Source organism: Lentilitoribacter sp. Alg239-R112 (assembly GCF_900537175.1).
In the GTDB taxonomy this organism is placed as follows: Bacteria; Pseudomonadota; Alphaproteobacteria; order Rhizobiales; family Rhizobiaceae; genus Lentilitoribacter.
This window is the reverse complement of the sequence record NZ_LS999834.1, coordinates 240,556-253,370: the sequence shown is the minus strand read 5'-3', so window position 1 is coordinate 253,370 and position 12,815 is coordinate 240,556. Positions and strand designations below refer to the sequence as shown.

The window sequence follows — 12,815 nt, the reverse complement described above, 5'->3', positions numbered from 1 at the left end:
CCAAGCTCCTAGTAGGGCGAATCAACTGGCCCCATGGCAACATAAACGGATTTTAACTCACTATAATGTTCTATTGCAGCTTTTGAATTCTCGCGACCAACGCCGGACGATTTTGAGCCACCAAATGGCGCTTCGACGGGTGCCAAGTTGTAGGTATTTATCCAACATGTACCTGCCTCAAGTGCTTTAACGACACGATGGGCCCGCGTCAGGTCTTTTGTAAATACACCGGCGGACAGGCCAAACTCAGTATTATTTGCCCTAGCAATAACCTCATCCTCATTATCAAAATCCAGGACTGACATTACCGGTCCAAAAATTTCCTCACGAGCGATGGTCATATCATCCTTTACATCTGCAAAAACCGTTGGCTCTATGTAGTATCCATCTAGGTCGTTGATGCGTTCGCCGCCATAGACTAACCGTGCACCTTCGTCCTTACCCATTTCAACATAGCCAAGAACTTTCTCAAGTTGGCTTTTATTAACCAATGGGCCCATTTGGGTATCCATATCCATTGGGTCTCCGATTTTTATAGCCGCTGCCCGTTCGGCAAAGCGTTTGATGAAAGCCTCTTTGATACCACTTTGTACAAATACACGTGTTCCGTTGGAACACACTTGACCCGTTGAATACATATTGGCCAACATGGCACCACCAACGGCATCTTCAAGATTAGCATCGTCGAAAATGATCAGAGGTGATTTACCGCCAAGTTCCATCGTTACATGCTTCATATGGCTTGCTGCGGCTGCATAAACTTTTTTACCCGTTGGAACGGAGCCCGTCAGCGAAACTTTATTAACGCGCTCATCAGTAACGAGCGCTCCGCCAACATCGCCGTAACCTTGCACAACATTGAACAAACCAGCTGGCAATCCAGCCTCTATGAGTATCTCAGCGATTTTGAGCGCACAAAGCGGGGTAACTTCAGATGGTTTGAAAATCATCGCATTACCACAGGCAAGGGCAGGGGCAGCTTTCCAGCAGGCGATCTGAGTTGGATAGTTCCACGCACCTATTCCGACACACAGGCCTAACGGCTCGCGAATTGTATAGACAAAATCATCCCCGAGCGGAATATGCTCACCAGTAACCGAAGGAATTAAACCTCCAAAATATTCAAGCGCTTCTGCCGCCGATGTTGCATCTGCACAGATGGTTTCTTGCAAAGGTTTACCAGTATCCAGCGTCTCAAGTTCTGAGAGCGATTGGTTGCGTTCCATAATGATTTCTGCAGCGCGACGCAGAATGCGGCCCCGTTCGGTGTTGGATGTTTTACTCCAAGCTATCTGAGCTGCTTTGCCCGCTGCAATCGCCTGCTCAATAATTGCGGGCGTGGCTGAGTAAACACGAGCAATCAGCTCTTCTGTGGCAGGGTAAATGACGTCGATAACCTTGCCCGCGATATCTTCAACATATTCGCCGTTTATAAAGTGGCTTGCTGTCGGTTGTGCTCTCATGATTTTATTTGCCTTTATTCCCCTCTGGGGAAACATTGGTTTTCTTTCAGATCATATAGACCCATATGGTTTCGCATATAGCGTTCGCTGACCTTTTGCAAAGGTTGATAATTCCATGATTTTTATATGCTCAGGATTTATAGCTTAACAAGCAGCAACCATATGTTTATCACATTGGACTGATTCCGCACCCCAAGTGCCACGCTCTTTGAGCCAAGCAGAAGATTTTTTTATTCCACCAAAAGGGAACACATGAATTTGCTCAATAGAGGATAGGCTGTTCTGATCGCTTAGCCAATGTTGCTCTATCGGAGCGACGATATCTTCGGGATTAAAACCCGATGCCAATGTCATAATTGCACTGGAGCGTTTTTTTAAAAACTCCATCGAATTTCCAATTCCGCACATCGCCGCAAACTTAATCAAAGTGGTAATTTTTGCTGGACCGGCAACTCCCATATGTACTGGTAAATCTATACCCGTTGCTTTGATGTGTTTGGCCCAGTTTATGAAGCGCACTGCATCGAAGCCAAATTGGGTTACTATGCGAAAATTAGCATCGGAGCGGTTCGCTAAATTTTGTTTGAGTTGCAATATTTCTAAGGCGGTGTCATCGCTAAAATCCGGTGATCCTTCTGGATGACCCGCAACGCCAATATTCCTAATTCCATATTTATCAAACAAGCCAGTTTCTAGCAGTGCCAATGAAGACACAAAATCTCCGTTGGGAACAGGTAAGCCACCTCCAATTATCAAAACATCTTTTATATCAGCTTCTTCAGTCAATCTTTTAATACGCAACTCTAGGACAGCCTTGGTTGTGATCCGTCGCGCAGCAAAATGCGGAACCGGCTGGTATCCAGCTTCGGTTAGCCTCTTCGACGCATCAACCATTGAATCTGCTGTTTCAACACCCAAATCGGGAATATATACATGGGTAAATGCAGGCATCAATTCTTCAAGATTTTCACAATCGAAAATTTGTTTTGGTGATAGCTCTATCGATGCAGGTATTTTAGATAATGACATGAACTCTCCCATTTGGTTACGAGAATAGATTACGCGTTCATTGAATTATGTTTACGTGCCATGAAATCTTTAGCGATTTCCACTGCAATGGCTGCATCCCTGCAGTATGCATCAGCACCAACGGCTTTTCCAAATTCTTCGTTAAGTGGGGCGCCGCCAACAAGAATTATATAATCGTCACGCATGCCTTTTTCGATCATGGTGTCCACAACGACTTTCATGTAAGGCATGGTTGTGGTTAAAAGCGCGGACATACCAAGAATTTGCGCATCTTCTTTTTCCAATGCTTCGATATAGTCCTCGACAGGATTATTGATGCCAAGATCAACAATCTCAAAGCCTGCACCTTCCATCATCATGCCAACAAGGTTTTTGCCAATATCATGAATGTCACCTTTAACGGTCCCAATAACCATCTTGCCAAGTTTCGGTGCGCCAGTTTCAATGAGAAGTGGTCGTAAAATGCCCATTCCTGCTTTCATTGCATTTGCGGCTAGCAATACTTCTGGCACAAATAAAATACCATCACGAAAATCTTCACCGACAATTGCCATGCCTGCAACGAGGGATTTGGTCAAAACATCATAAGGTTCCCAGCCGCGATCAAGAAGCAATTGCGTTCCTTCGAGTATCTCTTCTTTTAACCCATCATAAAGGTCGTCATGCATCTGGAGAACCAGCTCATCGTCTGGCAATTCAGAGAGTATGATTTCTTCTTCTTCAGACATCGTAGCGCCTTTATTTCACAAGAAAACATGCAGCATTTGAAGGTCAAATATGCTGTTATTTATTTGTCATATTCATTAGCCGTAACACAGTTTTTTATGAGTGCAAGCGAATTTTAAAACCATTGAAAATTACTATTAGTCCATTGAAAAATCCTATTATTTCAAGTGTTATTTTTTATTTGATTTTTGATGCAAGAAGAATAACGTGGGAGACAATAACGTGTGAGGAGACAAGCATGAGGGACGATAAAGAGGCGCTTGGTGTTGAGCACCATAGCAGATCAAGAAGAGTAGCGCGTGGTGGAGCCTCGGCTCGACGTGCTGCAAGAAGCAACGAAGGTTCTGGAACGCAAAATTCATATATAAAGCGAATCCTCCCGCCATTTGAGGTGCTTGATGAATCGGGCCTTCAGATTATCGAAAAAAATGCTGATAAAATCTTGGCAGAAATTGGGATAGAATTTCGTGGCGATGAAGAAATTTTGCAATTGTGGCGAGATGCCGGAGCCCGCGTAGATGGAGAGCGTGTCTATATCCCAAATGGTTTATGTCAGGAGCTTTTAAAAACTGCACCCGCGTCATTTATCCAGCATGCAAGAAATCCGAAACGCTCTGTTGAGATTGGCGGTAATTCAACTGTTTTTGCTCCCGTGTACGGGCCGCCCTTTGTCCGGGATTTAGAAGGCGAGCGACGGTACGCAACCATTGACGATTTTCATAATTTCGTAAAACTTGCCTATATGGCACCAGCAATTCATCATTCAGGTGGAACCGTTTGTGAACCCGTCGATATACCCGTGAATAAGCGACACCTCGACATGATCTACGCGCACATGCGTTATTCGGATAAACCATTTATGGGTTCAGTGACTGCACCTGAGCGTGCACAAGACACGATAGAGATGTGTAAAATCCTGTTTGGTGAGGAATTTGTTGATAATAATTGCGTTGTTATCAACTTGATCAATGCAAATTCGCCGATGGTTTTTGATGGCGTTATGTTAGGTGCGCTTAAAACATATGCCGCAGCTAACCAAGCATGCATCATCTCACCCTTTATTTTAGCTGGTGCGATGAGCCCCGTTACAGTGGCCGGCACATTAGCGCAGGTTTTAGCGGAAGTTTTGGCTGGTGCAGCTGTTACCCAGTTAGTTCGCCCTGGCTCCCCGGTGGTGTTTGGAACGTTTGCTGCCTCGATCTCGATGCAATCAGGCGCACCGACTTTCGGCACACCTGAACCATCATTAATATCATATGGTGCCGCTCAACTTGCTCGACGGTTGAAACTTCCATTTAGAACGGGTGGAAGTTTGTGCGGTTCAAAGTTGCCCGATGCACAAGCAGCACACGAAACTTCGAATACATTAAATATGACTCTTATGGCTGGTACAAATTTTGTGCTTCATGCTGCAGGTTGGTTAGAAGGCGGGCTTGTTTCCTCATACGAAAAATTCATGATTGACGTGGATCAACTAGGTATGCTTCAGCGCTTTGCAGAAGGGATTAGCCTGACGGAAAGCGAGCAGGCAATGGATGCAATTTTTGAGGTAGGGCCAGGCAGTCATTATCTTGGTTGTGATCACACGCAAGCTAATTTCAAAACAGCATTCTTTCGTTCATCCGTTGCTGATAATAATTCTTATGAGCAATGGCAACTGGAAGGTGAGCAACCTATTGAGGCAAGAGCAAATAAGCTTTGTCGATCGTGGCTTGAAAACTATGAAGCGCCACCGATTGATCCTGAAATTGACAGGTTATTATTAGAGTTTGTTACAAGCAAGAAGGATTCTATGCCAGATGCTTTTACATGATTTTCACAACCTCCATTTCTTTCCATGCCTATACTTCCGTTGTATTGAAAGGAATGCAGCGAATTCCTTTATGATCATAAGGGATACGTTGTTGTGACACATTTTTCTGCTTTCTCGCTCCTTAAAAATGCGTTTACTGGCAACAAGAACTGGGAAAAACAGTGGCCTGATGCGCAACCCAAATCAGAGTACGATGTAATAATCGTTGGTGCTGGAGGGCATGGTTTGGGCGCTGCATATTATCTTGCTAAAGAACATGGCATAACTAATGTTGCAGTTATCGATAAAGGCTGGCTTGGGGGAGGCAATACCGGTCGAAATACCACCATCATACGTTCAAATTATTTGTATGACGAAAGCGCCGGTATTTATGATCACGCACTTGATCTCTGGGACGGTCTTGCACAGGAGTTGAACTACAACATCATGTATTCAAAACGCGGTGTTTTGATGCTTGCGCATAATGTTCATGATGTACAAAGTTTCCAACGTCACATTCATGCTAACAGACTAAATGGTGTCGACAATCAATGGCTTACGCCGGAAGAATCAAAGGCATTCTGTCCTCCGCTAAGTATTGCAAAAAATGCGCGCTATCCGGTGTTAGGTGGTGCATTGCAAAGGCGGGCGGGAACAGCTCGACACGATGCAGTTGCCTGGGGTTATGCGCGAGCTGCGGCGGCAATGGGTGTGGATATTATTCAAAATTGCGCGGTTAAATCGATCACGCGTGATAATGGAGGTGCCGTTGAAGGTGTTGAGACAGCTAAGGGCTTTATTAAAGCTAGGAAAATTGCTGTTTCTGCATCTGGTCACACATCAACAATTTTGCAAACTGCCGGTGTGAAAATGCCGCTGGAGAGTTTTCCACTGCAAGCACTTGTTAGTGAGCCAATCAAACCTGTATTTCCATGTGTTGTCATGTCTAATGCGGTGCATGCTTATATTAGTCAGTCAGATAAGGGCGAATTGGTTATTGGATCTGGTACTGATCAATATACCAGCTATTCCCAGAGGGGTGGCTTATCGCTTATCGAGCATAATGTTGCTGCAATTACTGAAATGTTTCCAATTTTCACGCGAATGCGCATGCTGCGCAAATGGGGTGGCATTGTCGATGTAACGCCGGATCGGTCTGCAATCCTTGGTAAAACACCTGTGAAAGGCCTTTACGTGAATTGTGGATGGGGCACTGGTGGCTTTAAGGCCACTCCAGGTGCTGCTCACACATTGGCATGGACGACTGCCAAGGATGAACCGCATCCAATCAATGCTCCGTTTACGCTGGAACGCTTCACCACAGGTCGTCTAATTGATGAAGCAGCCGCTGCTGCTGTCGCACATTAGGAGAACTACTATGCTATTGATCCGCTGTCCTTATTGTGACGAAGAACGGCCCGAGTTAGAGTTTTCCTATGCTGGAGAGGCGCATATTGCGCGGCCGTCTGATCCATCGTCTCAAACTGATGAAGAATGGAAGGATTACCTTTTTATTCGCACCAATGCGAAGGGTGCTCATTTTGAGCGCTGGCGGCACATTCATGGTTGTGCTCGTTTTTTTAACGCGGTTCGAGATACTGTGAGTGATAAATTTTTACTTACTTATAAAGCTGGAGAGAAGCGACCAGATATTTCTAAACTTTCAGGAACTGCAAAATGAATGCATTTCGGAACACAGAAGGTGGCTTTATAAACCGCGAACGACCCATTAATTTTACCTTTGATGGAAAGCGTTATCAGGGTTTCGAAGGCGATACGGTTGCTTCTGCACTTATCGCAAACGGCGTCCATCTTGTCGGTCGATCATTTAAGTATCATCGACCACGCGGCTTTGTGAGTGCTGGATCGGATGAACCAAATGCGCTTGTTGGCACGTGTCGAGGAACAGGGCGGTCAGAACCAAATACTCGAGCGACTATTCAGGAGATTTATGAAGGATTGGAGGTTGTAAGCCAGAACAACTGGCCAAGCCTTAATTTCGATATTGGTTCCATCAACGATCGTATGGGAGCCATTTTTTCAGCCGGATTTTATTATAAAACCTTCATGTGGCCAAAAAGTTTTTGGGACAGCGTTTATGAGCCAATTATTCGCGCTTCTGCGGGGTTAGGAAAATCGCCAAGTCTGCCTGATCCCGATAATTATGCGTCTCGATATTTGCATTGCGATGTTCTGATTGTTGGCGCCGGTGCAGCGGGAATAGCCGCCGCACGAAGAGCGGCCATAAGTGGTGCTGACGTTGTTCTGGTTGACGAAAATAATCAAATTGGTGGTTCTTTACTATCTCTATCTGATGTTAAAATTGATAACGAAACGACTAAGGGTTGGTTAGCTAGTAAGACCGCAGAGTTAGACGAACTCGGCGTTCGCGTGATGTGCAGAACCACTGCAATCGGATATTACCACCAAAATATGTTAGGGCTTTGTGAGAAGGTCACGGATCATCTTGCGGAATTGCCCGAAGGAGCACCTCGAGAACGTATGTGGCACGCGCGAGCTGGCCAAGTGGTTCTTGCCCAGGGCGCCCTGGAAAAACCACTAGTGTTCGATGGAAATGATCGTCCGGGTGTTATGTTGGCAGGGGCTGCGCAGACATACCTTAATCGCTATAGTGTCAAAGTTGGTAATCAGCCGGCGATTGTTACCTCTCATGATAGTGCATGGTTCGTCGCCTTTGATCTTCACAGTGCTGGCGCTAGGGTTGCTGCTATTGTCGACATTCGAGATGACGTTAAGATTGAGTTGGTTCAAAGGGCTAAATCGCTCGGTATCACCACATATATTGGCCATACTGTAACGGGTACTTCTGGACGTCTTCGTATTTCCTCCGTTCGTGTAAATTCTGTGAACGAAAATACGGTTGGTGCAGCCAAAATAGTATCTTGTGACTGTTTGTTAATGTCTGGTGGGTGGACACCAAGTTTACACCTGTTTTCACACACTAAGGGTTCGTTAGACTGGGATGCCGAAAACGAAGTATTTCTGCCAGGTGAGAAATCAGAGGATTGCTTTATTGCGGGTGCGGGACGCGGTCTTTGGGGTGTATCCAAGGTTCTGCATGATGGCGATATTGCTGGTGTTAATGCTGCGAAGGCTGCTGGTTTTAAGGCAAAGAAAGCAAAATACATCGTTGAAATTGATGATGATGGCACGGGGAAAATATGCAAAGAACTTCCAACAGATTTAGATTCCTTGCGTGCAAAAGCATTTATTGATTTCCAAAATGATGTGACTGCAAAAGACATTCGCCTTGCGGTCCGCGAAGGTATGCATTCCATTGAACATGTAAAGCGTTACACAACTAATGGCATGGCAACCGACCAAGGTAAAATGTCGAATTTGAATGGATTGATGATTGCGTCTGATGCAGTTGGAAAACCAGCACCTGAGGTTGGCTTAACAACATTTCGTCCGCCTTATACTCCGACAACTTTCGGTGCATTTGCAGGTTATCATCGTGGTGAATTATTTGATGTAACCAGAAAGACTCCGATCGATGGCTGGGCTGAGGAGAATGGAGCCGTGTTTGAACCCGTGGCGCTATGGCGGCGTGCACGGTATTTTCCGAAAAATAATGAAAATATGCACGAGGCAGTAAAACGTGAATGTAAAAAAACGCGGCAATCGTTGGGTATTTTTGATGCATCTACCCTGGGCAAAATAGAAGTTGTTGGTCCGGATGCAGCGGAGTTCATGAATAGAATTTATACAAACCCGTGGACAAAGCTTGCAACTGGTCGCTGCCGTTATGGTCTGATGCTAGGTGAAGATGGTTTCATTATTGATGATGGTGTGATTGGTCGATTAAGTGAAGATGTGTTCCATGTGACTACCACAACAGGCGGAGCCGCCCGTGTTCTGAATATGATGGAGGACTATTTGCAGACAGAATGGCCAGATCTTCAGGTATGGCTGACTTCGACGTCTGAACATTGGTCTGTGATTGCACTTAATGGGCCAAATGCCCGCAAAATTTTGGAACCGATTGTTACGAGCCTTGATCTTTCTGATGAAAAATTCCCTCATATGTCAGTTGCAGAATGCTCAATTTTTGATTTGCCATGTCGCCTATTTCGTCTCAGTTTTACTGGTGGACTTGGCTTTGAGATTAATGTGCCAAGCCGTTATGGGCGTATAGTTTGGGAAAAGTTAATAGAAGCGGGACAGCAATATGACATTTGCCCCTATGGAACAGAGGCGATGCATGTCCTTCGTGCTGAAAAGGGTTATATTATCGTTGGACAGGATACGGATGGCACCGTGACACCTCATGACGCTGGCATGAGCTGGGCGATCGGGAAAAAGAAAGAAGATTTTGTTGGTATGCGGTCGCTTAAACGCCCTGATCTGGTAGCTGAAGGCCGGAAACAACTTATCGGTCTGTTGAGCGATGACCCCAATGTTGTTTTGGAGGAGGGGGCTCAGATAGTCGCTGACCCCGATCAGCCTATACCAATGAAAATGATTGGCCATGTTACATCCTCCTACTGGAGTGAGGCACTCGGCCGCTCAATCGCACTGGCTCTTGTTGAAGGTGGACACAATCTCAAAGGGTCCACTATCTATATTCCAATGCCTGATAAGACATATGCAGCGCAGATTTGCGATCCTGTATTTTATGATCCTGACGGCGAACGATTGAAACTTTAGGAACTGGATCGATGGCAAATACCAATGCGATAGAAATGTTATCCGACCATAGCGGTCCCATAAAGCTTCTCCAGCTACCGGAAGAAGTACGTTTTAGTTTGCGAATTGATGTAAGTTTGATTGCCAAGGCGTCTAAAGCTCTTGGGTTCAAACTACCTGATCAAATTGGCGCACGCACAGATGTAGAAACTGGATATGCAGCGATGCTTGGCCCGGATGAATGGGTTATCAAAACGTCGGCGGAAGATAGAGATAGCATAGCATCCGCATTTACAAAACTTTATAAAACAACACCGCATAGTCTGACAGATATAAGTGACCGAGAAATATCTATTTTGCTTGAAGGTAGTGAAGTTACGGACCTTCTTGCCATTGGAAATCCTCTGGATTTTCGTAAATTTAAGGTTGGTCGAAGCGAAAGAACGTTGTTTGATACAGCCCAAATTGTCCTTCATCGTGACAGAGATGACAGTTTCAAACTTGATGTCTGGCGATCCTTTTTTCCTCATGTTTGGGGGATGCTAATTGTGGGAAATAGAGAGCTTGCTGTGAAAATGTAACTCTTGGTAGAATGGGAAAGAACCCTACAAAATGGGAGGCAAAGATAATGGAAAATAAAGCGCGTGTAGTCGTGGTAGGCGGTGGAGTTGTTGGAGTTTCAACACTTTATCATTTGGCGCGAAAGGGCTGGACCGATTGTTGCTTGATAGAGCGCAAGGAGCTTACGTCCGGTTCAACATGGCATGCAGCGGGCCTCTTACCTTTGTTTAATATGAGCTACTCCGTTGGTCAAATCCATAAATACTCCGTCAAATTTTACAAGGAACTGGAGAAAGAAACCGGTGTAAGCGTTGGTTTTTCAGATGTCAGTAATATTCGTTTAGCTAAGACAAAAGATCGCTGGGACGAGTATATGTATTATGCTGGTGTTGCTGAAACACTCGGTATTCCGCTCAATATTCTAACGCCTGAGCAGGTGAAAGAAATTTGGCCACTTTGCAATACGGAAGGGCTGCTTGGTGCTATTCAGCATCCCGATGACGGTTATATTCAACCCGCTGATCTCACTCAGGCTTTGGCAAAGGGTGCTCGAGATATGGGCGCACGCATTGAGCGTTATACGACCGTGGAAGCTATCGAACAGTTTGATGACGGGACATGGATAGTTAAAACAGATAAAGGTGATATCACCTGCGAACATGTGGTTTCCTGCACGGGTAACTTTGCTAGAAAAACTGGTAAAATGGTAGGGTTGGATGTGCCGGTCATCCCGGTTGAACATCAATATATCGTCACCGAGCCCCACCCAGATATCGTCGCGCGCAAAGAAAGTGGGTTACCCGAAATGGGTGTTTTGCGTGAATCTGATAGTTCTTGGTATATGCGTGAAGAAAATGGTGGGTTGTTGCTTGGGCCATACGAGAAAGGTGCACCTTGTTGTTATGTTGATGGGCCAAGTGATGACAGCGAGTATGAGCTTTTTCAGGAAGATTTAGATCGGCTTATGCCGCATATTGAAACTGCGATTGAACGTGTGCCAGCTTTCGGCGAAGTCGGTATTAAGAAGGTTTACAACGGTGCCATTGCTTATACACCTGATGGCTCGCCGATTATTGGACCCGCGCCGGGTTTGAAAAATTTCTGGCTAAATGAAGGTCATTCTTTTGGAATTACTGCTGCTGGTGGTGCGGGCTGGCAATTGGCGGAATGGATTGTTGATGGGGAGCCCACAATTGATATGATGGGTGTAGACCCGCGTCGGTTTGGTCCCTATGCAACGGAAGGCTATTTGCGAGCGAAGAACGAAGAAGCTTATGCGAACGTATTTACAACCCACTATCCAGACGAGGAGCGTTTTGCCGCCCGTCCACTAAAAATGACACCGATCTATGACCGCCTCAAGGGCATGGGTGCGGTATTTGGTTCCGTTTATGGTTGGGAACGTGCCAACTGGTTTGCGCCGGAAGGTTACGAAATTTCAAAATCGGATTTAGATCTAGGTGCCGATGTGCTAACGGATCATAATCATGCGTTGCCAACAGAAGATGGGCGTATTGTTGAAAAATGGTCGTTCCGCCGCTCCAATTACTTCGAACATGTGGGTAATGAGGTCAAAAACGTACATGAAAATGTCGGTTTGTTGGATATGTCCGCATTTGCCAAAATTGAAGTATCGGGCAAAGGCGCACGTGATTGGTTGAACTTTATATTTGCCAATAGTGTTCCAAAAACGCGTGGTCGCGTCGCGCTATGTCATCTTTTAACGAAATATGGCGGCGTAAAATCTGAATTTACAGTGTTTGAATTCGCGCCAGATCGCTTTTATCTGGTGTCGGCAGGCGCTTATGAAAACCATGACCATGATGTTTTATACAAATTGTTGCCTGATAATGGTTCTGTTGTACTCAAGCCGATCACTGAGAAGTATGGTGTATTGGTGCTTGCTGGACCAAGATCACGTGATGTTCTTGGCAAACTTACACGCACGAGCCTATCTAATGAAAACTTCAAATGGCTGACAGGAAAGCAGATTTCCGTGGGGGCAGCTACCGCGAATGCTTTGCGGGTCAATTTTGTCGGCGAACTGGGTTGGGAACTCCATCATCCCATCGAACAACAAAATGTTATCTTTGATGTACTTATGGAGGCTGGTGAGGAATTTGGAATTAAACCATTTGGTATTCGCGCAATGACTGCAATGGCCGTTGAAAAAAGTTACCGTTTGATACCGCGCGAACTTTCTATTGAATATAATGCTTTTGAATCCGGATTAGACCGTTTTGTTAAACTCAAGAAGGGTGAGTTTCTTGGACGAGATGCACTTATTGCAGCTCAAGAGAAAGGATTGAATTGGAATTTCGTCACGTTAGAGGTGCATGATGTGACAGATGCTGATGCGCGAGGCAATGAAGCTATCTATCAGGACGGTATTTTAGTTGGCCGCGCTACGCATGGCGCATTTGGTTATAGGATTGGTAAATCTATAGCACTTGCGATGGTTAAACCGGAATTTTCTGCAATTGGGACAAAGCTTGAAATAAAGATCCTAGGTAAACTCCATAGTGCTACCGTCATCGAAGAGAGCCCATTTGATCCTGATAACGAAGCTTTACGTGCTTAAAGCGATCCTATCC

9 protein-coding genes and 1 pseudogene are annotated in these 12,815 nt (G+C 45.3%); 6 read left to right on the top strand and 4 right to left on the bottom strand.

From position 1 onward, the window contains the following. Window positions 1–8 precede the first annotated feature (8 nt). The 4 genes and pseudogenes from betB to G3W54_RS14455 all read right to left on the bottom strand — a co-directional run bounded on the left by betB (window position 9) and on the right by G3W54_RS14455 (window position 3,220). The gene (gene betB / locus G3W54_RS14470; protein WP_162653988.1) at window positions 9–1,463 is read right to left on the bottom strand and encodes a betaine-aldehyde dehydrogenase; all 1,455 of its coding nucleotides are present in this window, start codon (window positions 1,461–1,463) and stop codon (window positions 9–11) included. Window positions 1,464–1,477: 14 nt separating this feature from the next. Continuing rightward, a pseudogene (locus G3W54_RS14465) lies at window positions 1,478–1,579 on the bottom strand (hypothetical protein); the annotation flags it as partial. 28 nt (window positions 1,580–1,607) lie between these two features. Next, window positions 1,608–2,492, bottom strand: a complete 885-nt coding sequence (locus tag G3W54_RS14460) for a methylenetetrahydrofolate reductase (RefSeq protein WP_244627944.1) — start codon at window positions 2,490–2,492, stop codon at window positions 1,608–1,610. 29 nt (window positions 2,493–2,521) lie between these two features. After that, window positions 2,522–3,220: a B12-binding domain-containing protein gene (locus G3W54_RS14455; protein WP_162653986.1), complete on the bottom strand. Its 699-nt coding sequence runs from the start codon at window positions 3,218–3,220 to the stop codon at window positions 2,522–2,524. A gap of 236 nt (window positions 3,221–3,456) precedes the next feature. Between G3W54_RS14455 and G3W54_RS14450 the strand changes: the two genes are divergently transcribed. The 6 genes from G3W54_RS14450 to G3W54_RS14425 all read left to right on the top strand — a co-directional run bounded on the left by G3W54_RS14450 (window position 3,457) and on the right by G3W54_RS14425 (window position 12,802). Next, the gene (locus G3W54_RS14450; protein ID WP_162653985.1) at window positions 3,457–5,031 is read left to right on the top strand and encodes a trimethylamine methyltransferase family protein; all 1,575 of its coding nucleotides are present in this window, start codon (window positions 3,457–3,459) and stop codon (window positions 5,029–5,031) included. 93 nt (window positions 5,032–5,124) lie between these two features. After that, complete coding sequence (locus G3W54_RS14445; protein ID WP_162653984.1) at window positions 5,125–6,378, top strand: sarcosine oxidase subunit beta family protein; 1,254 nt, start codon at window positions 5,125–5,127, stop codon at window positions 6,376–6,378. A gap of 10 nt (window positions 6,379–6,388) precedes the next feature. After that, a complete protein-coding gene (locus tag G3W54_RS14440; protein WP_162653983.1) occupies window positions 6,389–6,691 on the top strand; it encodes a sarcosine oxidase subunit delta in 303 nt (100 codons plus the stop codon). Beyond that, window positions 6,688–9,681 (top strand): sarcosine oxidase subunit alpha, encoded by a 2,994-nt coding sequence (locus G3W54_RS14435; RefSeq protein WP_162653982.1) that lies wholly within the window; start codon window positions 6,688–6,690, stop codon window positions 9,679–9,681. Before G3W54_RS14440 ends, G3W54_RS14435 begins: the two co-directional genes overlap by 4 nt. An 11-nt stretch (window positions 9,682–9,692) precedes the next feature. Next, window positions 9,693–10,241, top strand: a complete 549-nt coding sequence (locus tag G3W54_RS14430; RefSeq protein WP_162653981.1) for a sarcosine oxidase subunit gamma family protein — start codon at window positions 9,693–9,695, stop codon at window positions 10,239–10,241. A gap of 47 nt (window positions 10,242–10,288) precedes the next feature. Next, complete coding sequence (locus G3W54_RS14425; protein WP_162653980.1) at window positions 10,289–12,802, top strand: FAD-dependent oxidoreductase; 2,514 nt, start codon at window positions 10,289–10,291, stop codon at window positions 12,800–12,802. Window positions 12,803–12,815: the final 13 nt, after the last annotated feature.